Below are 22,252 nucleotides of genomic sequence, written 5' to 3' on the forward strand. Positions count from 1 at the left end.
ATTGCGTTAAATTCTTGATTCTGCAGTTGAATTGTAGCAAGCGTTAGACACAGTACTATTGACCGAAAATTATGTTTTCAAAATAATTATCTATTATATTATTCGACGAATCGAATGTAAGAAGCAAAGTTTCATCTTTAAGAATCCTATTAAAACAAAATCGTATAATTATATCAATTTCATATGATATATCATCTAAAACTTCAATTTGTTTAATATCCAAAGTGTCACCATGCGTTAATTTGCTTCTTATATTATATGCTTTTTTAATTAATTTAAATGTATCCAATTTCTTAAAATCATCTTTCAAAAAATATGCTATTCGTTCTGAAAGTTTGTGTGATAATTCTGCACTATCTGTTGAAAAGACAGTTTCTAAAGCGGAGCAATAATTTGAAACTTTGTAAGCAAGATTTCTAGCTTCTCTTGCTTGTTTTACAAATAGTAAGCCTCTACTTATTCGGCTAAAATTTTTACTAAGCATAAATTTTAGTGACCCTGATTTTTTTTTGTGAAAATAGCATTCTACACTATCATGGTATTTAGCAAATTCTATAATTTCATTTTTATTTAATCTAATATTTTCAAGTTTTCCTCTTGAAGTATTAAATTGATATAGTAATCTTAAACTAGAAGCTTCATAAATTCCGTCAGATTCGTAAATTAAAAAAGCAGTATCACATGTAACTGCATTATCCTTTAGTAGCCATAGATTTTTCAATAAATCATCAATCCATTGAAGAATATTTTCCAGTATTTCTAAATTAGTTAGGTCTTTAAAACTATCTTCAGAGTCTTCAAATTCGTAATATAAGATAGCTTCACAATCTTTTATATATTGGGTTTCTATCACACCAATTATATGCATGTTCTCTTCAGTTAGAATCTTTTCTGTTATATTTTTACTTTGGAAAATTCTAATTCCTGGTATTAATTCAATAAATTCCTCATCGAAGGGCTCCAATTCTAAAAACTTAATTGTAGTAAAAAATTGTCTCATTAATTATCAGTTTGTGAAGGTATTGTGGTTAGGCGTCGTTATTCTGGTTAATTTTATCTATTACTGAATCAATAACGTCATTTGCGATTCTCATATCTAATTGAAAAAACTCTCTCCTTTTATTCAGCCTGTATTTTCCCAGCAATTTATGTATTGTCTTTTCTGCAAGGAAACAATCTTTAACATCCCATTCTCTCATTATAAAAAATCTATCGGGCACACTTGTTTTAGATAATTGCAGAGCTCTTTCATCAGTTGTTTTAGTCGTTAGACCAATCTTGAAAATATTTTCTCCAAAATTCCCATTTCTCATTATATATATTTTACCTGCATTTTCTGAGGTAAAACCCGCATACTTTTTTCTTTCGATAATTAATTCATCTTCCTTTGCTATGTAATAACTTTCAGTTTTATTAACCCAAGTTTTTCCAGTAATGGCATTTCCTTTTTTATCAATACCAACTTCATCGTCATTTAACTTTTTCCAAAAGCCTGATGTTTCAATTTTAAAATTTTCATCCTTTAGTATTATTCTATCTGATGAAAATTTTTCATTTCTATTTAATATCCAAAGTGTTTTGTTCCGAATTTTAAATTTATTCTCGACATCTTTGAATTCTCTTTTTCTTAAAGGACTTTTTAAAAGTGATTTTACTTCGGTATCATAATCTTCTTCTTCAATTTCTGCATCGAAAAAGTTAAAGTAATTTGGTAAGAATAAGCACACTTTGGCTAATTCAAAAATTGAGTTATAGTTTTCAACTTTTTGGGCAAGATTTTTATAAGTTTCCTCAGAAGAAGATTCTCTCCATTCTCCATTGACAATAAATCCAGTCAAATCATCAGTTAATATTGAAAAGTTAGTTCCTTCATCCTTGGCAATATATCTTGCGTCAATTGTGTTAGAGTCTAAGTCAAAGCGGCAAGAAATAAGTGTTTTCCATAAATTTGGGTCATCATTTAATTTGACTGCTTCCCGAACTCTATCTTCTGCCACTTCAAGGTGTTCTTTTCCGGGACTTCTATGCCCTTTTTCGAAAGGAATCAACTCTTTGGTTTTTTCGGTGGTGTTTATTATTTGGCCTGTAACAAATAACATTGTTACTTCATTACCTCGTCTCACAATTGAAACACCAGCAATAACAAACTCATTACCATCATCAGTTTTAAAAGTTATTTCCTTTAAATCATAACTGACATTGAAATTGTAAATTAAATCTTCCTCTAAATTTGCTTTTATTTCATTTATATTATTTTTCAATTCGTTAGAAGTATAAAAATCTATAAAATCAAAAAAGGATATTGAGTAATCTTCTTCGTCTAATAATCTCCAATAATTTAAGCGCTTATCTAAAGTGAAGAAAGCTTCCATCACATTGAACATTAAAGGCATTTTTCGATGACCATAATTCGATGACCTATAATTGAATTCTCCAAGATAATGTCTTATTTCAGAATCCATAAATAATCCTATACCATTAGATTTTTGAAGTTCCCAAGTTTTAACAGCTTCTGTTTTTTTCTTTATTATATCCTGCTTTAAATTTGGATTTACTTTTTCATATTTCAGAAGTCGTTGAATTACATAGTCATATTCTGGCGTCCCTTCTTCTGGAAGAGTGTCTTTTGAATATTCAATACGTCTTTTTAAATGTTCTTTCACGATGGTTTGTTATAATGACGCCTAACGTCAGTTCGTCTAAAAACCTCTAAACGAACTGTATTTTGTTACTCATTGAGTAAATATATGTTATTTAAACTACAATTAAAATTCGTTCTGGCAAAAGTCGCTTATGATTATTAAAATAAAACAGTCCGTAAATAGGGTTAAAAATTGCTCTTAACATCCCAAAATATAACGCCAGTATTCTGAGATACTGTTTTTAAGGTAAAAGTTTCAGAAAAAGTAGAAAGAAGCCTTTTTTAACCAAGTGTCCGTGTTGTAAAACAGGAAATTTACACCGAATAGCAATCTTCGACCAGCGTGGTCCACCTGCTTGGTATCTTGGCGGTAGCCAAAGTTCAAATTCCTATATTAACTAATTTAAGGGTAAGGACACGTATGCTCAAAAGTGATGGAAAACACGAAAAAAACCAAGCTGAAACCACTCCAAAAAAAAGAGGACCCTAAATTTTCTTCACATTCTCTCTAAAAACTTTACGACAACTCCATAGTATTAACGGACGTACAATCGGTTCCGTTCAACCCGGGTTTCATTGTTCGTGCTGCGCACGCAACGAATCCCTAGCTGTTGTGCCTAGTTTTAATTAGTACCTTCCAGCTTCAATTAAAGTTTTACTTTCATCGATAAGATTATCATAATGAATTACTATCGTACCTTGCCTTTTAATAGTTCTGGATAAACGATATGTTTTTTCAGAAAAATTTTCTCTTCTACCCGCTACAACAACGTATTGAAATCGTGTGTTATCATATTCGTAAAATTCAGGAGGTAAATTTAAGCTAGGATTCTTGACTTTTAATAAAACATTTTTCAAAGTTGTAAAGTTCTTATCCATCCAAGTTTTCCAGTCATCTATCTGACTTAGTCCTTTTCGAATAGTTGTACCAAAGCTGCCATCTTTAGTGGTTATACCTTTGTAAGGATTTTCAAGTTCAAATAATAAAAAGTGATAACCATTAGAATTTTTACCTACTACTAAAAAATCTGCTTGATGATTTGGAGGTAAAGAAACTTCTTGGAATACGTATCTATCATGATGTCCAAAATCGGTAAATTTTAATGCTGAACTAATTATAAAGTGAGCTTCTTCATTTCGTATATAATTTAAAATATCTCTTTCTGTAATATTTGGATCATCAACGAGTTGAATGAAATTTTGAAGCTTTTTGATATAACCGAGTTTGTTTGCTTGTAAATGGAAAGAATTAAGATGATGATTAGGAAAAAGGGATTGTAAATTTTTAATAAAAGGAAATTTTAACAGAACTTTCATTTGTGTAATTACGGCTTCCTTAGTCAAAAGTTTAAAACCTTTTAAACCTGTGTCTGTACCTTTGGAATCTGCCGCATTATATTCTTCAATAGCAGCTAGTTCTTCCTTACTTAAATTAGAATAATTTTTTTGGAATAAACTCATAACATAATGTTTGGTATTCGTTTTCTTTCTAAGAACAATGTTCTCACACCTCTAGCCGTTTGTAAGTTTTGAAAACGAGTATATTCGACTATAACGAAAATACGATTAAAAACGGTAATTCCACTGAATTTGCCTCGAGATCATCAATTGCTTTCAGCCCAAAAATAACTTTAATGATTTATGGCAATAAGTACATCAAATTGAATTCTATTAGTATTTATTATTGATGAGCTATTTTCAGTTTTGCCTCCAACTTGAAAAATTTGAGCTACTGTTATTTTGCCACCAATGTCATCTTTATTGCCTTCATTAGACTGAACACCAATATCAAAATGAATTTTTCTATAACCGCTTTCTATACCTTCTGAAGCTGGGGATTTTTGTTTAATATATTGGTGGCCTTCTATAAGACCATCTGTAATTTGTTTTATAGATTCCGAAATGAATTCTTTTAACTCCATTTTTTTTGATATTGTTTTGTTAAAATTACTTACAACGCCTGTTGGAGGCAGTTGTCCTTATGAATTGATAATTTTGGAATATTCCAACCAATCTAAATCAGCTTTTGCCTTTTCAATTTTCATTTCTTCAGTTAACTCTTCTTTTGCAAAATCAAGATTCATTTCTTCTTGTGGTTCAATTGTTTTTTTTACTAAAGGCTCGGTTTTAATTTTTACACCAATTTCATTGTAATAAATATAACCAATATTTTCGATCAGTTCAACTTCTTTATTTCCATTTTCAAACCAACGGTCGTATGTTTTGTTTGAATCAAAATTACTTATTTCGATATATTTATTGCCATTTTCGTAATAAGTTGTTCTTGAAAATCCTGAATGACTTTCTTTAAAAGTGAGTTTAATTTTAAGATTGCCATTTTCAAACCAATCGAAAGAATCATATTGGATTCTGTCATTTTTAGTTTGTCGAAAAGATTTTCTATTTCCTGATGAATAATAGGAATGCAAAGTAATTAAATCATTCTCTTTTATAGCAAACATTCTTTGAACACCATTTATTTTTAACTCTATTTCGAAATTTTCCTTTTCATCATATAGTTTGTCAAAATCTTTGTTGAACTGCTCATCAATAATATCAAAATCGGCAAATGGCAATTTATTAGATATATAAATCTTTTTAAAAAAATATTTTGAATAAATTGACCTTAAATAAACAGGCAATTCATTTTCTCGTATAACTTTTAAAAGTTCAATTGTATCTCCTTGAAAACCGTCTAAAAGGAAACAGTTTAGTGATTCAATAATATCTAAATCGCCACTTGTAGAATATCTGTATATTACTTGTTGATTGGTTTTAATATCAAGATAGTCAAAATTTGAAATTTTATCTATGCTTAAAAATTTCTCTTGAGCAAATAAATCTAATTTTGTTAAATCAAAATCAATTTGAAATGCGTCAGAATATAAAACCGATTCTTTTTTTTTCCATTTTCCACCTGGAACCATATTTGTTAAAATTCCTTCGGAAAGAATTATTCTGCCAAGTTTGTAAATTAATATTCTTTCGAGTTCAAAAGCAGTTTCTTCATCAATGTTAGGAAATAAGATTTCAATTTTTATATCAAAACCACTTTTTTGAATTTCTTTAATTTTTTCAAGTTTGGTTATGTTAAAATCCCATTTATTTGCTTTCAAATGTGATAAATATCTTTTTCCTTTTCCTTTTCCAATGTAGAAATATTGACTATTTCGTGGGTCAATTAGGGCATAAACATAATATTCATTTTTTTCCAAGACTAAAGATTTAAAATTTATGCTTTTTATGAAATTTTGAAAATAAAACTTCCGGCTTATCGATTCCGAAACAATTGCCTCCAACGTCAGTTCGTCTAAAAACCTCTAAACGAACTCTATTTGGTTAATCAGTGAGTAAATATATGTTATTTAAACTACAATTAAAATTCGTTGTGGCAAAAGTCGCTTATGATTATTAAAATAAAACAGTCCGTATAAATCTTTGTGAATCTGCTCTCTATTGGCAGGATTTAACTCATTGGAAACTTCAAAAAGTTCCGATAAATCGTTCTCTTTGAGTTCAAGGAATTCCTTTAAGCAAATCCCAGAATTTTCAATCACACCAAGATATTTGACGATGGTTGTTCTTGATTTTCCAATGCTTTTGGAAATTTGACTATTAGAAAGACCATTGGCTTTCATTCTGATGATTTCTCGTATCATAACTGATCCTATTATTTTATTGGACATACTGATGATTTGATCATAAAGTAGGACTAAAAATCATCATTAAAACTGTCCAGTTTGAACCGGAATAAGGTGTTCACTTTGAACCGGAATTACTTGTACAGTTAAAACCCGAATGGGTGTTCAGTTTGCCCCGGAATATCCAACTTTTAAGCACAAGGATTATCGCATGGCGGGTATGAAAAAGCAAATGATACTGACGCATCAGGAATTCATCAGGCGTTTTGCGTTGCATATTTTGCCTAAACGTTTTGTCAAGATCCGAGATTACGGTTTTTTGAGTAGCACTTGGAAGCGACAAAAGCAGAAACTTTTGCAGGAAAAACTTAAGGTGAAAGTTTTAGAAAAAGTAGAAAAGAAGCCTTTTTTACCCAAGTGTCCGTGTTGTAAAACAGGAAATTTAGACCGGATAGCAGTTTTTGACCAGCGTGGTCCACCTGCTTGGTATCTTGGTGGTAGCCAAAGTTCAAATTCCTGTCCCGCTAATTAGCGGGATGGGTAAGGGAACTTGTGTTCAAAAGTGATGGAAAACACGAAAAAAACCAAGCTGAAACCACGCTACAAAAAAGAGGCTCGCTTGCCTCTTATAATTCTCTCTAATTTTTTTTCGATAAGTGCATAGTGTTGACGGACGTACAATCGGTTCCGTTCAACCCGGGTTTCATTGTTCGTGCTACGCACGCAACGAATCCCTGGCTGTTAGCAGTAGGCTTTTATTGTTGTTCCGAAAAATATTTTTTAATTTCGTTAATTTCAAAAAATGTTTGCATTTGAGCAATTGCAGTATGAGGATTTTCAAAGTCAAATTCCTTAAATTTATTTGCATTTGAAATAGCTATTTTCAAAAATGGTTTAAGTTTTAGATAAATGTCATTATCCTGTTTTGTGAAATATTGCTGAGATTTATTATAATCCTTTAAATGTTTTTTAAGTTGTTTTGATGCACCATCACAAGTATCAAAATATTTTGAAGTTGTTTCAAAGTGTAATAGTATCCAAAACTCTAAACAAGGATTGTTTATTATGACAAAAATATTTTCATACTCACTTTCAATAGTTGAGCAATATTCTTTAAATTCTTGTAACGCTGTTTTTGTGCCTTTTTTTGAGGATCTAGTTTCGCTATTTATTACGTCAAAATCTATAATCCAAAAAACTTTGTCATAATCTTTAGAGAGGTCAATAACTTTTTGATAAAGTTCAGAAAGCTTTTTTCTTTGTGGTATTTCAGGCTTTAAATCAACGTTTAGTTGTCTTTCGTTTCTTTTTAACATTTGAATATACCAAAATTCGCATTCACCATCAACGACAAATGCAAATTTTGGTTTACTTTTTAATGGAATTGTCCTATTCTTTCTCATTACTTATTTCGATATAGTAATCACCTAAATTTGGAACTCCACCTAGTTTACCAATTTTGTAGGCATTGTAAATATTACTCGTGTCTCTGATTACTGAACTATCAAAATCCGTTAAAGAATATAATTCCGTTTGACAATTCTCATTTTTATCTGTAAACCATATAGCATCATTTCTGAATATATCTTTATTATTCAAAATTTCTCTATTGTGAGTTGTTGCAATTATTTGAGATTTTTTTGAATTTACTAAAAATGAAAGTAAAAAATGGACGAACAAATCAGGATGCAAAGAAGCTTCAAGTTCATCAATTGGAAAAGCAATAGAGTTTTTGATTAATAAACTTAATATACCCGCAAAACCATAATATCTTTTTGTTCCTTGAGATTCCGAATCAAAAGGTAAATTGTATTTTTTATTATTAACTAAGTGTTCAAACTCTAGATTTATTGAGGTTATTTTGCCTTTATTTTTTAATTCAATTAGTTGCTCACTTGGTGTTTTAACTCTTTTTTCTAAAAACTCAATAAGACCGTCTGGAATATCTTCTTCCTCTTCTTGAATTAAAATATTTGAGATATTAAAATCAGCTTTTTTAAGAATATTTACGATATCTTCTTTTTTTATTTCAGATTTACTAATTCTAGTCGTTACGTAGCCATCAAGCTCTGTTTTAGTTAAAATTAGAGGCTTTAAATATTGAGAAAACCAATCGGTTACTTCTTTTAGTTCTTTAGATTTAATATTTGTTTTAAGAAAGCCACCTAAAACAGTGTTATTCCATAGTGTGTTTGATTCTAAAGTTTTTTCAAAGGTTTTCTCTTTTTTTATTTTGCTGCCAAAAGAAATCTCAGTAAATTGTTTTTCTAAATCAGTTGTTCTTTTGAAAACATTTGACTTTTTTGGATTATAATGATTTAATGTTTCTTTAATTACTGCCTTTTGATTTAATTCAACTTCATAAAAATAGCGAGTTTCATTTTGAATAAATTCAATTGACAATATGGTATTTAAATTTATTGAAGATGCATCAAGAAGAAAAGGTTTAAAATCTAAAGATTCTGTCTTTTTTTCTTCCGGTTCTAAAACAATATCTCTTAAAAAATCGAGTGCGTTCAGAATTGTAGTTTTTCCTGACGCATTAGCTCCATAAATTAAGCCTAATTTTAGAAGTCTTAACCCATTTGTATGTATAACATAATAATCTTCAAGTTGATTCGATTTATCGGCTTCAAAAGAAAGGGTTTGTTTCTCTTTTATTGAACCAAAATTTTGAATACTAAAATTTACTATCATTTTATGTTTTATTTGTAAATAAGTTACAAAAGTACACTTAAAATTTTTTATAAAAAGATATTTTAACTTAAAATTTGTAAATGAATTACAAAATTTGATTATTTGTGAGGATTTTTGAAGCTTACTGCTAACGTCAGTCTGTGAAAAAACCTCCGTTGTATTATCATCAAATATAACAAAATATTAGTATAAAAAGAAGATTTTTCGTATTTTTAGGAATGCAACATATCACAGGTATTTCCCGCCAACAAATGCGTTTTTCAAGTTTAGAAGATAGTATAAGTCCCGATAATCAGGTGCGATTTATAGATGCCTTTGTCGAATATATTGACCTCTCTAAACTCGATTTTGCTTTAAAAACGCTCAAGACCGAAGGTCGCCCGAGTTTCAATAGTAAAGTTTTTCTAAAGATCTACTTATACGGTTATCTCAACGGAGTCAGAAGTGGTCGAGATCTGGAAAAGGAATGTTTGAGAAACATGGAAATGCAATGGCTTTTAGAAGACATTCGTCCTAATTACCACAGCATCTCAGATTTTAGAAAAGACAATCCCATTGCCCTGAAAAAACTATTCAAACTCTTTGTTTCCTTCTTGAAAGATGCTGATTTGATAGGATGTGAAACCATTGCTATCGATGGTACCAAAAGCCGAGCCCACAATAGCAAGAAAGCCAATTTCAATCAAAATAAAATCGACAAGCACTTAGCTTATATTGAAACTAAAACCCAAGAATACCTAAACACTCTGGAAGAAAATAATGTTCAAAGTATTTACCAGCTATAATTTTATCAACTTCAATTATGAAATCTGTTGTGCTCTCGAATTCGTGTATCATAAAAATATCAGTTAACTTGTTTTTATCAAAGTGGCCATAATGTCCCTAAATTAATTTGCCTTGTACCATAAAATAGCTTTTTACTACACCTACCAAACATACAAAAGCATTTTCATAGTACTTTACGGTTTTCCCTAAATGCATTTAAATTATAGTATAATTATTTTAAATGCTCAATCTTCACGACTTCCGAACTCAAAGCTTTAGTACCGCTTTCATTCATAGTTTGCTTTACGGTTACTTTAATTTTATCATATTTAGGAGTAGGGAACTTCATCAGGTCTGAAATATTTTTATATCCAAAAGCCTTTGCCAATAATGCAATATGACGCGTAGAATATTTGTGTCGTTGAGTAAATGATTCAACATTTCCAACAAATGTTTTTGTTACACCCATCGCCAGGCTTAAATCTTCCTTAGTAAAACCCTTTGATTTTCTCAAAGTTCTAATGTGATTTATCAACTCAAAATCGAATTGAGTGGTTTGAAATACAAATGTTTTTTCCATTTAAAGTGAAATATAATATCCAACTTGTTGGATATTTAAATATTATTATTATATTTGTTCTAGCGAATTGACAATTAGCCTTTTTTGGCATAATTAAAACGATGTTTTCTCGAACCGAAACGACCAATTTTACCTCGAGAGTATCGTGAAGTCGCTCCATGTCAAAAAGTTTATTACTTTTGCATACGGCATGTGAGCGGTTCTCACGTTAGCTTTAGGTGGTAACTTTTAAATCGAAAGATTTAAAAGACGGGTTTGGTCGCCCACGGTCCTAAAGTGTGAAACCGCTCCTTGCTTTTTTCTGCAAGTACCCTTCATACCAAGAAATACATCGTTCCATAACCATAACCTATAAATTATGAGAACGATTTTTTTATGTACAACCGTTGCCAAACCACCTTAAATACCTGCTAAAAGCAAGCTGCCTTTTGTTGTCCCAAAACTAAAACAATTGTGTTAGGATAGGAAAAAACCTATAAGTACTCTTATCAGAGATACTTCCCCGTCAGAATTTTAGTACTGATGTGTTTAACTGTGCCTTGATATAAAAAAAGGAAATTATATAAAATAATAATCCCTTATATATCAAACCTCAACCCAAACCTAAAATGTTTTTGGCACTTAGATTTAAGCTTTTCCTTTTTAAACTCGCACTTTAAAAGTATTGCCTTTATTTCTATTATCCAAATGGTATGTTACAATTTTTAGAGTTTGTTTCAGAAAGGGGGAGCAAAAGGAGTTTTTCAAACCGAAAAACAAAATCATGTATTCATCAAAATACAAAATATCTTCTTAGTCGGCAGTAAACACTTATGCTTAACCTCAACTAAAAACTGGGATTAAAAACATAAAAAAAACGTCTGTGACTATAAAATTATTCATGACTATAAACTCCTGCACCGAAAGGTCCTTTGAATAAAAACACCTAGTTAATTTAATTTGAATTTGTTAGCACTGGTGCAGGTAATTTAGTTATAAAAACCCTTGTCTATACACATAATAAAAAATGTAATTAAAATAACGATTAAAACATAATTGATAACCCTTAACCGATAATAAAAAAATATCTGTGAAATACTACAAACAAATAAAAATAGGAATAATTATACTTTTCATAGCAACGATGTGCCTGTGGATTTATGGTTGAAATACAGATTATTTAGCAACAACATTATCAACTCATAACTAAAAAACGCCTATGACATAACAAAAAACACAATCCATAAAGACTTAAAGACATTCGACTTGATGACTTTAAGACTAAACAAAAAAAGTCCCCTAAATCGCCGGCAAGCTAAACTAGAGGACCGTAGCTAACAAAACTCACATTTCATTTAACTAAACCAATATTATGAAAATTATTTTATTAAACAAAGGGTTAGGAGCACTTTGGTATTCACTTATTTTTAGCATATACCTCTTCAGTTTCCCTATTCTAGCAAACAATATGCTGGGACACAAACAGTTCATGCGGCAACAAATCCAAATTAGCGGTACGGTCACTGATGGTACTAATCCTTTGTCTGGAGTTACAATTGCTGTAAAAGGACAGCAAAAAATCGTCGTTTCTGATTTAGATGGAAAATTTACTATAACAGTATCACCCAACGACATTCTTATTTTTACCTATATGGGTTTTAAAACCCTTACAATTCCTGTTGACGGTCGCACAGTAATCAATATCAAGATGCAAGAAGACGCAACAGCACTGCAAGAAGTTCGCGTCAATGCGGGCTATTATTCCGTAAAGGATAGTGAACGCACGGGAAGTATTGCAAAAATTAAAGCCGCCGATATTGAAAAACAGCCAGTTACTAATTTCCTGGCAACCATGCAAGGAAGATTGGCTGGTGTTAGTATAACGCAAACTACCGGAGTACCGGGTGGTGGTTTCAACATCCAAATTAGAGGCCAAAATAGTTTGAGAGCTGGCGGAAATGCTCCCCTATATATAATTGATGGGGTACCTTATTCATCAGAAGCCATTGGTATAGGCATATCCTCAACTATTATGCCTGCCAATACGAGCCCATTAAATAATATAAATCCCGGTGATATTGAAAGCATAGAAATACTTAAAGACGCTGATGCAACCGCAATATATGGATCACGAGGTGCCAATGGTGTTGTTCTGGTAAGTACAAAAAAAGGGAAAGCCGGAAAAACACGATTCAGCGCAACTTTAAGTCAAGGGACAGGAAAGGTAGCTCACTTTATGGATATGATGAATACACAGGAATACCTTACGATGCGCACGGAAGCATTCAAAAATGACGGTATTGTCGAATTTCCTGAAAATGCCTACGACATCAATGGTGCCTGGGACCAAAATAGATATACCAACTGGCAAAAGAAGCTATTGGGTGGCACTGCTAAAATTACAAATATAAATGCTTCAGTGTCCGGAGGGTCTGAACTGACACAGTTTTTGATCAGTAGTAACTACGGTAAGGAAACCACTGTTTTTCCAGGAGATTTTGCCTATACAAAAGCCAATCTGCATTTGAATCTGAACCATGACTCGGAGGATAAAAAATTTCGCATCACTTTTTCAGCAGGCTATACCATTCAGGACAATAAGCAACCATCGACCGATCTTTCTGCCGAAGCCTGGCTATTGCCTCCCAATGCACCCGCCTTATATGACCAAGACGGTAATCTGAACTGGGAGAATAATACTTTTGAAAACCCGTTACGGAATCTTTCAGGCTTATCAAAAGTAAAAACTTATGACCTTATCGGAAACACCCTGCTTTCTTATTCAATTCTGAAGAATCTTGAAATCAAAACAAGCCTTGGCTATACTGACTTAAACCACTGGGAGAGCAGTACATTTCCCTCAACAATTTATAATCCGGCTTATGGCCTAGGGAGCGAATCATCAAGTATCTTTTATAACACAACAGCACGGCAGTCATGGATTATAGAACCGCAGCTTAATTGGAAAAAGGAATTTGGCTCATTTAAAACAGACCTGCTTCTGGGCAGTACGTTCCAAAGACAGAACAACAAATTACAGGCTTTGTACGGATATGGTTTTACAAGTAACAGTATGATCTATAATCCGGCAGCTGCAACTGATCTTCAAGTGATGCAATATGATGAATCGGTATATAAATACCAGTCCTTTTTCGGGCGCGCCAACTTAAATTGGAACGATCGTTACATAGTAAACCTCACTGGAAGGCGAGACGGATCAAGTCGCTTCGGGCCCAATAACAGTTTTGCATGGTTTGGCGCGGTAGGTGCTGCTTGGATATTCTCTAGGGAAACATTCATAAATAATAATGACAGCTTCTTAAGTTTCGGAAAAATTAGGGCGAGCTACGGGACTACTGGCAATGACCAGATTGGGAATTACCAGTTTTTAAACACCTATACTCCGGCCTCGACTTTTTATCAAAACGCGATAGGACTGCAACCCACACGCTTGTACAACCCAAACTTTGGATGGGAAACGAATAAAAAACTTGAAACAGCAATAGAAACCGGCTTCTTTAAGGATCGTGTTTTTCTGACAGCCGCCTGGTACAAAAACAGATCTTCTAATCAACTCGTTGGTATACCGTTGCCTGGAACTACCGGATTTGCTGAAATTCAGTCAAACCTTGATGCAATAGTGGAAAACAGCGGCATCGAAGTGACATTACGCACAATGAATTACCAACGAAAGGATTTTAGCTTTAGTACCAACATAAACTTTACTGTTGCCAAAAATAAACTCGTGTCGTTCCCAAACCTTGAAGGTTCGACTTATAGCACTAAGTATGTTATCGGGCAACCGCTCAATATAGTCAAGGTATTTCATTATACCGGCCTGGATCCTCAAACAGGAATTTATACTTTTCAGGATGTGAATGGTGATGGCATTATCAGTGAACCGGAAGACAAGACATTTGTCAAAGACCTCAATCCGGCGTATTTTGGCGGAGTACAGAACCATCTTAAATATAAAAATTGGCAACTTGATTTCCTTTTTCAATTTGTAAAACAGGAAAATTATAATACCCCCAGAATGCTTGCTCTTCCGGGAACCATGGCCAACCAAGCAAGCCTAACATTGAACCACTGGCAGCAGCCTGGCGATTCGGGTCCGGCACAAATGTACAGTTCCGGCACTAACGGTGATGCCTTAAATGCGCTTTACCAGTACGCGGCCAGTGATGCGGTGATTGTGAATGCCTCGTATGTGCGTCTGAAAAATGTTTCGTTCAGTTATGACTTTCCAAAAAACTGGCTAAAAAACATGAATTGCCGAGCAACTATTGAAGGACAGAACCTGCTGACCATTACTCCCTATAAAGGTTCTGACCCTGAATTTATAGGTATAGGCACACTACCTCCATTACGTATTATCACGGCCGGACTAAAGTTTAATTTTTAATCTAAAAAAAGGAAAACATGATTACTAAAATCTTTTTTAACCTATATCCTCAGACTAACACCGAGGTGTCTAGGATTTTCGCTTATTTGTCACTTATCATCATGATTTTCTGCTTAGGGGCATGCGACAGTTTTACAGAAACAGGTATGCCGGTTTCAGAACTTAACGCAGCAGCTGTCTTCGAAGAAAAGAATACTGCCAATGCCGCAATGACGGATATTTATGCGCAGATTCGCGATAACGGACTATTGACAGGCAAAATTACAGGCATAAGTGAAAATATAGGTCTTTATTCCGACGAACTCATGTGGTATGGGAGTAATTCTCTTTCGTATCAAAATTTTTATAATAATACGGTACTGCCTTCGACTGCGGATATTTCGAACTGGTGGAATAGCGCCTATAGCCAGATATACGCGGCTAATGCCATTATTGAAGGTGTAGCGGGTTCCACGAAACTTGCACAAGCAGATAAAGACCAACTCACAGGTGAAGCTAAGTTCGTCAGGGGGCTGCTTCATTTTTACCTGCTGCAGCTTTATGGCGATATTCCTTATATAACCAGCACGGACTACAAGGTAAATATAAGCGTACACCGTATGCCATCGGCAGAAGTTTATTCCCATAGTATTGAAGATATTAGAGCTGCTTGCGAATTACTGCCTGAAGCCTATCCAACCGGAGGACGGGTACGCCCTAATTTTTATGCTGCCAAAGCTTTGCTGGCAAGGATATACCTTTATAATGGTACATGGGCCGAAGCCGCCGACAATGCCTCAGCAGTTCTAAATAATACCGAAATCTATATATGGCAGGACGATCTTAGCAAAATATTTCTGAAAGAAAGTAGAACAGCGATATGGCAATTAATGCCAAGAACAGCTACACGGAACACCGATGAAGGCGCTACTTTTATATTCAGTTCCGGACCACCGCCCTTAGTGGCGCTGAGTGAGGGATTGGTAAATGCTTTTGAAAACGGGGATTTACGTAAAACGAATTGGGTAAAAGGCGTAACAAACGGCACAACAACCTGGTACCATGCTTACAAATACAAAAAATCGCGTACAAGTACTCCGGCTCAGGAATATCCTATTGTTCTTAGGCTTGCCGAGCAGTATCTAATCCGTGCTGAAGCTCGCGCACAGCAAGGCGAACTGATCGGTGCAAAAGAAGACCTTAACAAAATCAGGAATACTGCCGGTCTTGCTGATACAGAAGCCATGACGCAAGCTGAAATTTTAGATGCAATTTTAAAGGAGAGACGTGTGGAATTTTTTACGGAATATGGTCATCGTTTTTTTGACCTAAAGCGTAACGGAAAATTGGATGATTTTTTGTTAGGAACAAAACCGGACTGGAACAGTACAGACAGGCTATTGCCAATTCCGCAGTCTGAAATCAACCTAAATCCGAATATCGCCCCGCAAAATCCTGGTTACTAATGTTAGTTTGTAATAGGACTTTTAGAGGTGATTTACCAAGGGTAGATTTCATCCTTTCTTTTTTGTTTGCGTTACTTGCCTGTCCCCTGTCGGGGCAGGTTGCGCAAAAACGGCAGCTAACTGCTGCAGACTATCACCTGTGGAACACGCTTAGCCTTGAAACCATTTCTAAAAATGGGGACTGGCTTAGTTACCGACTGGTTTATGAGGATTCGGATACTTTGTTTGTAAAAAGTAGCAACGGTACTAAAACGTTCCGTTTTCCAAAAGGCACAAATGGACAGTTTTTTTCAGAAACTCATTTTCTCTGTCAGGGAAAGGACCATACACTTAGCATTACTAACCTTAAATCCGAAAAATTGCAATTGTTTAAGGAGGTCAAAAGTTATACTATAATGACTAATTACATAATAATAGAGCAAAACAAAACCCTTTTATTTTTTGATTTAAGTGGTCGCTTACTATATTCTGTATCAGATGTTGGAACTTATGCTGTTAATCCGGATGGAAAGTCGATTGCTTATACAACAGAAAGCAACAGCAATTACTCCTTAAATATCATTACAGTAAGATTGCCTGTAATTAAAACAATGGTTGTGGAAAATGACGACAGCAAATACGAGAAATTGACATGGTCAAAAGAGGGGACAGCTCTTGTTTTTTTACAACAAGGAACACAGGAAACTAGCTTGCACTATTATAGACCATCTGATAAAAGCGTCTTTAGTTTTCGTCCTGGTAGCAATAAGAGTTTCCCCTTAGATATGAATATTGTTATGACCGCACCCTTAACAATTTCTGAGGATGGGCAGCGCGTGTTTTTTAAAATCAGGAAACGGCCTGCAACTATGCCAGTCGATGTTAATGATGTACAGGTTTGGAATACTGCCGACAAATGGATTTATCCGGCAGAAAAGCAGATCGATGGCTGGAAAAAAACAGCAAAACTGGCAATGTGGGAACCTGCTAATAAGCGATTTTTGCAGATTACAGATACCCTTCTTCCCTTGGGAATGCTTACTGCAGATGGCCGCTATGCCATTACTTATAATCCGCAACAGTACGAACCACAATTTAAACTTGATGAAGACAGGGATCTTTATCGTACCGACCTGTTAATGGCTGGCAAAAAACAATGGCTTAAAAAACAAAGCTCAGACCAAAATCATATGATAGGATCTCCAAATGGAAAACATATTGCTTATTTTCGGGAGAAGCAGTGGTTTATATATGATATAACCAAAGAAACACATACTCAAATAAGAATAAAAAAAGACATTCCTTTATTCAATATTGATCACGATCTGCCATATGAAGCACCAGCCTATGGGAATCCCGGATGGAGTACTAACGATGGTTCTATCCTTGTTTATGATCAGTATGATCTTTGGGAAATTAAACCAGATGGTTCCAATGCAAAACGATTAACGAACGGACGTGAAAAAGAAATAATTTTTAGGATTATTCCACAGACAGCCAATCAAAAAATGAAGTTTGAAAATGGGGGGTGGACTGGTGGAGAATTTAATTTGTCTGACGAATTAGTCCTGCAAGCAACTGCCGCAGATCATTCGAATACCGGCTTTTATTTATTAAAAAAAGGTAATCCGCTAAAGCTTTTGACATACGGCAGTAAAAAAACAACCACTATCTTAAAGTCATCCGGTAATGAAACTTTCGCATGGTTTGAAGAAAGTTACGAGCATGCACCGAAAATAATTGTAAAAAGAAATAACGAAAAACCTAGGGTTTTGGTGCAGAGCAATAACCAACAAAAAGACTTTTTTTGGAGCAAACCGGAACTGCTCGATTATATTTCATCAGAAGGCAAAACACTCCATGGAATCCTTTATTATCCCGCTAATTATCAACGGGGAGTAAAATACCCTATGATTGTGCATATTTATGAAAAACAATCTCAATATTTGTTTGACTATATCAACCCAAGCCTATACAATTGCGTAGGCTTTAATGTGAGCAACCTGACCGCTAAAGGTTATTTTGTGCTTTTGCCAGATATCGAATATAAAATAGGAGAAGTTGGATCATCTGCACTGGATTGTGTAGAAGCTTCGGTTCATGCTGTTTTAAAAAAAGGGGATGTTGATGATGGAAAAATTGGACTAATCGGTCATTCTTTTGGTGGTTTTCAAACAGACTATATTATTACAAAAAGCAAGCTATTTGCCTGTGCAGTTGCAGGTTCAGCAATTACCAATATAGTAAGCTGGTATTTATCTGTTGCTTACAATACCAATCAGCCAAATGCTCCACGTGTCGAAAGCGGCCAGACCCGAATGGTAAAATCGCTTTATGAGGACATGGATATTTATCTCAAAAATTCGCCTGTACTGCTCGCTGACGATGTCAATACCCCATTACTTTCATGGACTGGACTTCGAGATTTTCAAGTTAACACCACACAGTCTTTTGAATTTTATATGGCGCTACGCAGGTTAGGGAAAAGACATATTATGCTGGGGTATCCTGACGAGGAACACGGAATTGAAGGCAGGGAACATGATAAGGACCTGACAACACGAATTGAGGCATGGTTTGATTATTATCTTAAGGATATACCTGCTCCTGACTGGATGATAAAACAATGAACTAATCAGTAACCGCTTGGCTGTAATTAAACAAACTGTCAGTTTACACTTCGATATTTTTCATGTCGTGAAATGGAACAAAAAAATGTCCCGATAGCTATCAGAACTATAACCGTTTTAAATGACAATGCAGTCCCGGTTTGGGGCTGCATTGTTTTTTAAAAGCGTACCTAATTACGGTCTGTAAAGAGGCATAACACATTCGTCGTTGATGTTCTTATCCCACAAACGAGGATTTGTAGCTATCTGGCCAACTTTACAGAATGTACCTGTGTTGACCGTGGTACACTGATTTGAAGCTTCACAGGGCTCCTCCGCTCCGGGGTGCTGAATGTACCCCGTAACAATAGCAACACTTTTGCTTTTATTCTCGGCATGAGAAGTAAAAGCGCTAGTAACTGCAAATACAACCACTAGCATTGGCAAAATTAATTGCGAAAATTTAGTTTTCATAATATTAAAATTTAAAGTTTTGACCTACTCTGTTTACAGGTTTTCAGTCTTGCCCTGATATCGGCCGATATATTGTGTGTGGTTTAAAGCATAAACTCACGTTCTTCTTATAATTGCAATCTCTAATGAGATGGTACGTCTTCTTGGTAAGCGTCCAATATTTTATCGCTTAATTTTACAACTGTCAGATAGTGGCCTGTTAGTGTAAAAAGTTTATTGTCATATACCCTAAAACTTTTTATTTTTTCTTTGTCGATATGATATACATAAAGGCTTGAAAGGTAATTGCCTGTTATAATGTCATACACATCGATTATTGATGCATGGTCTAGCATATTTTTATCTTCATATTTTCCTATACGTTCAGAATTTATAAATAAGAGATTTTTATAAACGCTGGCAGCCTTGTTTATTACCAGCGGAGGTGCTGACATTTTACTTTCACCATCCGGTAAGTTAGCAACCTTAATTTGGGCTTTGCTAACGGTATCAATTGTTTTCCCTTTCCTCTCTAATTGTAGTTGGGGATTAATGGTTATAAATTGGTTACGATAATAATAGATGTAATGTAGCCGATTGAACTGTTGATTGTAAATCAGCATTCCATCGGTATCAAAAATACCGTCAATCTGCCTCTGCAGTAAATGGGGATTTACTTTAGAAATTATACGATCGACAATTTTATACGTTCCTAAAATGTTTGAAGCTGCGGAGGGGATGGTCAAACGGAAAGCCATCGTGATAGAATCCATTGGCTCTGCGAGCGTGAATCGAAATATTTTTCCTTTCTGTTGCTTTGCCTTCCAGTCTTTAATGCTTCCTCTAAATATACATGGTACAGTACCGTCTGTGAGGTAAAAGTAAGGCGAGGCAATCCTGACTTCTACAGAACGATAGGGCAAGTCTTTATTGTCCAATTGAATCCTAACCTGGCTTTTTGTTTTAAGCGTGGTGTCGATAACCATAACACTTAATGGTGCGGTGGTATTTCCAAGATAAATTTTACCATCAGCAATTCCGGCAAAATAGTACGAGTTGTATTGAAGATCGACTTTGCTTATTTCCGGTTGTGCATGAGATGGAAAGCGGCGAACAAAGTTATTGCGTTTATGAATAATGTGTTCTGATAAAAAATATAATGACAACACAATGCCCATGCTTGATAATGAGATACCAATTATAATCAAAGAAAAGGCTATTGGTTTCATTCTGGATAGCCTGTTATTTTCAGGATAAATCAATAAAAATATACCTATCAGTGCTAGCAGTACAAATACGATATTGAAAATTAAATGCTCCATCCATCCAAGCTCTTCTAGAATTCCTCCACATGAACAAGGTACGAATGAGCTGTAGTTTAAAATAATATAAATATAGGTGGTAAATAGTATCATTAAACTGAAAGAAGCAAAAAGACCTATTAACCGATACTTTGGAAATATAATTAGAATTGCAATTATTACTTCAATGGCAGGAACTGCAAACGCAACGTACTTAGCAAAAGCACTCAGCAAAGGCGATTGTCCCAATTGTACTTGAAAGTTTTCAAAATCCAAAAGTTTACTTACAGCTGCATAGACAAATAGTAGGACAAAAAGCAAACAAATTGTGTCCAGAATTATACTCTTAATAGTCACATTCGATTTCATATTATCTGTAGGTTTAGTTTAAACTGATGCAATTATGAAATGTTCAATAGCATATAATCTTTATTAAAAAATTCACATACTGTTATCCATTTTTAGTACTGAATTTGGGGTAATAAATTTTAGTATTGTATTCAAATTCGATTAAATAAAAAAAGCATTTTATTTATGATTTAATTATTTGGAATTGAAACTGAAACAAAATTACAATAGTCTGTTTGATAACGTGTTACCGAAATCCGGTATGAATTTGTCAAAATCCGCTAGTTTAGTTAAAGTTTTAAAAAAGTATCGTTGAAATGCAATTGAGTAATAAAAAAAAGGTTCCAAATAAACACTATTTTTTTATTTGGAACCTCACCATTTTCTCCTTTTATAATTTGTTATTACTTCCCGGTTTCGTTCAATGTCTTCAATTTTTCATTGAGTTCTATAAGTCCGGCTTTTTGTAAACACTCACTTCCAAACAGTTTTAATTCCTGGAGATTTTCTTCTGGAACACTTGTCATGAGAATCGATGGTTTATCATCGTCTTTAGCAGCTAATCCACGTTCAATGACATGGTTTAATAACAGCACATTTTTTCGTGAAATTTTCAAATCAATCTTCACTACATCATTCATTCCAGGGATACTAAGTACAGTATCAAAAACCTTGGCCACATCATTTGTTGTCATAATCTTCACGTTTTTAATTAATAATTTATTCTATAAAGATATAAAGGCGTTTATGAATTTTGATAGGTAAAATTTACCTATGATAGGTAGAATCCATACCACTTACTTAATTTTGTATCTGATTTAAATGCTGAACATTAAAATGTACGATAGGATTTTAGATAAACAGAGTTACAGAAATGTGCTTTGAATTTGATATAAAATGTGTCAATTAAAAATGGTTTAAAAAAAGGATTTTCAAGAGTATAAAATTTGACAATTATTTCAAAAGAAGCGGTTTATCAAAGGGAAGTTCATGGTACATAAAAAAGTTCTGAAAAGGTGATTTCATTTAAGTATTTAATGACAACCATCACCCTTTAAAAGGAGCAGCCAAAACCTTCCTTAAACAAGTCAGGATTTGGTTGTTTTAAAATTAGTTTATTGCTTTGAAAGAGCACGTCCTCTTATGGGAAATTGAGGAGTAAATTCAATTTTGTAATTATCCAGTTATAATAGTTTTTAAATTATTGGCAGTGTGCACTTTCCTTGACTACCGAAAGTGATGATAAAATGCCTTTTATATAAGTTATCGAGATTTTAACGACTGTATTGATAGCTCCTATGAGTGGCTGAAATACCAATATTAATATATCACATCACTAGTGTCCACTTAAAATAAGTTGAAAACCAGCTGGTTAGTATTATGTTCATTGACATTATTGTAATCTGATT

General features: G+C 33.9%; 16 protein-coding genes and 1 pseudogene. 5 read left to right on the forward strand and 12 right to left on the reverse strand.

What is annotated here, in order from left to right:
• Window positions 1-55 precede the first annotated feature (55 nt).
• From EKL97_RS13655 to EKL97_RS13680, 6 genes are all read right to left on the reverse strand, one after another.
• Window positions 56-1,000, reverse strand: a complete 945-nt coding sequence (locus EKL97_RS13655; protein ID WP_126569079.1) for a HEPN domain-containing protein — start codon at window positions 998-1,000, stop codon at window positions 56-58.
• Between the two features lie 28 nt (window positions 1,001-1,028).
• On the reverse strand, window positions 1,029-2,663 hold the full coding sequence (locus EKL97_RS13660; RefSeq protein WP_126569080.1) for a GIY-YIG nuclease family protein: 1,635 nt from the start codon (window positions 2,661-2,663) through the stop codon (window positions 1,029-1,031).
• Between the two features lie 605 nt (window positions 2,664-3,268).
• Window positions 3,269-4,102 carry a Shedu anti-phage system protein SduA domain-containing protein gene (locus EKL97_RS13665; protein ID WP_126569081.1) on the reverse strand — a complete coding sequence of 278 codons (834 nt, stop codon included), beginning with the start codon at window positions 4,100-4,102 and terminating at the stop codon, window positions 3,269-3,271.
• Window positions 4,103-4,272: 170 nt separating this feature from the next.
• Window positions 4,273-4,563, reverse strand: a complete 291-nt coding sequence (locus tag EKL97_RS13670) for a hypothetical protein (RefSeq protein ID WP_126569082.1) — start codon at window positions 4,561-4,563, stop codon at window positions 4,273-4,275.
• A 57-nt stretch (window positions 4,564-4,620) separates the two neighbouring features.
• Complete coding sequence (locus EKL97_RS13675; RefSeq protein WP_126569083.1) at window positions 4,621-5,856, reverse strand: GIY-YIG nuclease family protein; 1,236 nt, start codon at window positions 5,854-5,856, stop codon at window positions 4,621-4,623.
• Between the two features lie 150 nt (window positions 5,857-6,006).
• Window positions 6,007-6,327, reverse strand: coding sequence for a hypothetical protein (locus EKL97_RS13680; RefSeq protein ID WP_126569084.1), 321 nt, complete (start codon window positions 6,325-6,327; stop codon window positions 6,007-6,009).
• 142 nt (window positions 6,328-6,469) lie between these two features.
• Between EKL97_RS13680 and EKL97_RS13685 the strand changes: the two are divergent.
• A pseudogene (locus EKL97_RS13685) lies at window positions 6,470-6,814 on the forward strand (transposase); the annotation flags it as partial.
• Window positions 6,815-7,037: 223 nt separating this feature from the next.
• Here EKL97_RS13685 and EKL97_RS13690 read toward each other — a convergent pair.
• Window positions 7,038-7,685 carry an RloB family protein gene (locus EKL97_RS13690; RefSeq protein WP_126569085.1) on the reverse strand — a complete coding sequence of 216 codons (648 nt, stop codon included), beginning with the start codon at window positions 7,683-7,685 and terminating at the stop codon, window positions 7,038-7,040.
• Entirely contained in the window at window positions 7,672-8,979 is a 1,308-nt protein-coding gene (locus tag EKL97_RS13695) for an AAA family ATPase (RefSeq protein WP_126569086.1), read from the reverse strand. The genes EKL97_RS13690 and EKL97_RS13695 overlap by 14 nt, the downstream gene beginning before the upstream one ends.
• A 218-nt stretch (window positions 8,980-9,197) precedes the next feature.
• On the opposite strand from EKL97_RS13695, the gene EKL97_RS13700 reads away from it, so the two are divergent.
• Entirely contained in the window at window positions 9,198-9,764 is a 567-nt protein-coding gene (locus EKL97_RS13700; protein ID WP_233588594.1) for a transposase, read from the forward strand.
• A gap of 212 nt (window positions 9,765-9,976) precedes the next feature.
• Here EKL97_RS13700 and EKL97_RS13705 read toward each other — a convergent pair whose 3' ends face one another.
• The gene (locus EKL97_RS13705) at window positions 9,977-10,324 is read right to left on the reverse strand and encodes a helix-turn-helix domain-containing protein (protein ID WP_126569087.1); all 348 of its coding nucleotides are present in this window, start codon (window positions 10,322-10,324) and stop codon (window positions 9,977-9,979) included.
• Between the two features lie 1,351 nt (window positions 10,325-11,675).
• On the opposite strand from EKL97_RS13705, the gene EKL97_RS13710 reads away from it, so the two are divergent.
• The 3 genes from EKL97_RS13710 (at window position 11,676) to EKL97_RS13720 (ending at window position 18,762) form a co-directional block, all read left to right on the forward strand.
• Entirely contained in the window at window positions 11,676-14,708 is a 3,033-nt protein-coding gene (locus EKL97_RS13710; protein ID WP_126569088.1) for a SusC/RagA family TonB-linked outer membrane protein, read from the forward strand.
• 305 nt (window positions 14,709-15,013) lie between these two features.
• Entirely contained in the window at window positions 15,014-16,153 is a 1,140-nt protein-coding gene (locus tag EKL97_RS13715) for a RagB/SusD family nutrient uptake outer membrane protein (RefSeq protein ID WP_410503682.1), read from the forward strand.
• Window positions 16,153-18,762, forward strand: coding sequence for a prolyl oligopeptidase family serine peptidase (locus EKL97_RS13720; RefSeq protein WP_126569089.1), 2,610 nt, complete (start codon window positions 16,153-16,155; stop codon window positions 18,760-18,762). The genes EKL97_RS13715 and EKL97_RS13720 overlap by 1 nt, the downstream gene beginning before the upstream one ends.
• 174 nt (window positions 18,763-18,936) lie before the next feature.
• Here EKL97_RS13720 and EKL97_RS13725 read toward each other — a convergent pair whose 3' ends face one another.
• The 3 genes from EKL97_RS13725 to EKL97_RS13735 form a co-directional block, all read right to left on the reverse strand.
• Complete coding sequence (locus EKL97_RS13725) at window positions 18,937-19,215, reverse strand: DUF6520 family protein (protein WP_126569090.1); 279 nt, start codon at window positions 19,213-19,215, stop codon at window positions 18,937-18,939.
• A gap of 122 nt (window positions 19,216-19,337) precedes the next feature.
• Window positions 19,338-20,864: a MauE/DoxX family redox-associated membrane protein gene (locus EKL97_RS13730; protein ID WP_126569091.1), complete on the reverse strand. Its 1,527-nt coding sequence runs from the start codon at window positions 20,862-20,864 to the stop codon at window positions 19,338-19,340.
• A 383-nt stretch (window positions 20,865-21,247) separates the two neighbouring features.
• A complete protein-coding gene (locus EKL97_RS13735) occupies window positions 21,248-21,538 on the reverse strand; it encodes a hypothetical protein (RefSeq protein WP_317125241.1) in 291 nt (96 codons plus the stop codon).
• Window positions 21,539-22,252 lie beyond the last annotated feature (714 nt).

The sequence above is a fragment of the Flavobacterium sp. LS1P28 genome, assembly GCF_003970335.1.
Classification (GTDB): Bacteria; Bacteroidota; Bacteroidia; order Flavobacteriales; family Flavobacteriaceae; genus Flavobacterium.

Excerpts from the sequence above, each read along its gene's own strand:
- EKL97_RS13725 (WP_126569090.1), bottom strand. The coding sequence starts at position 19,215 with ATGAAAACTAAATTTTCGCAATTAATTTTGCCAATGCTAGTGGTTGTA.
- EKL97_RS13690 (WP_126569085.1), bottom strand. The coding sequence starts at position 7,685 with ATGAGAAAGAATAGGACAATTCCATTAAAAAGTAAACCAAAATTTGCA.
- EKL97_RS13705 (WP_126569087.1), bottom strand. The coding sequence starts at position 10,324 with ATGGAAAAAACATTTGTATTTCAAACCACTCAATTCGATTTTGAGTTG.
- EKL97_RS13730 (WP_126569091.1), bottom strand. The coding sequence starts at position 20,864 with ATGAAATCGAATGTGACTATTAAGAGTATAATTCTGGACACAATTTGT.
- EKL97_RS13715 (WP_410503682.1), top strand. The coding sequence starts at position 15,014 with ATGTGGTATGGGAGTAATTCTCTTTCGTATCAAAATTTTTATAATAAT.
- EKL97_RS13710 (WP_126569088.1), top strand. The coding sequence starts at position 11,676 with ATGAAAATTATTTTATTAAACAAAGGGTTAGGAGCACTTTGGTATTCA.
- EKL97_RS13680 (WP_126569084.1), bottom strand. The coding sequence starts at position 6,327 with ATGTCCAATAAAATAATAGGATCAGTTATGATACGAGAAATCATCAGA.
- EKL97_RS13670 (WP_126569082.1), bottom strand. The coding sequence starts at position 4,563 with ATGGAGTTAAAAGAATTCATTTCGGAATCTATAAAACAAATTACAGAT.
- EKL97_RS13695 (WP_126569086.1), bottom strand. The coding sequence starts at position 8,979 with ATGATAGTAAATTTTAGTATTCAAAATTTTGGTTCAATAAAAGAGAAA.
- EKL97_RS13700 (WP_233588594.1), top strand. The coding sequence starts at position 9,198 with ATGCAACATATCACAGGTATTTCCCGCCAACAAATGCGTTTTTCAAGT.
- EKL97_RS13720 (WP_126569089.1), top strand. The coding sequence starts at position 16,153 with ATGTTAGTTTGTAATAGGACTTTTAGAGGTGATTTACCAAGGGTAGAT.
- EKL97_RS13665 (WP_126569081.1), bottom strand. The coding sequence starts at position 4,102 with ATGAGTTTATTCCAAAAAAATTATTCTAATTTAAGTAAGGAAGAACTA.
- EKL97_RS13655 (WP_126569079.1), bottom strand. The coding sequence starts at position 1,000 with ATGAGACAATTTTTTACTACAATTAAGTTTTTAGAATTGGAGCCCTTC.
- EKL97_RS13735 (WP_317125241.1), bottom strand. The coding sequence starts at position 21,538 with ATGACAACAAATGATGTGGCCAAGGTTTTTGATACTGTACTTAGTATC.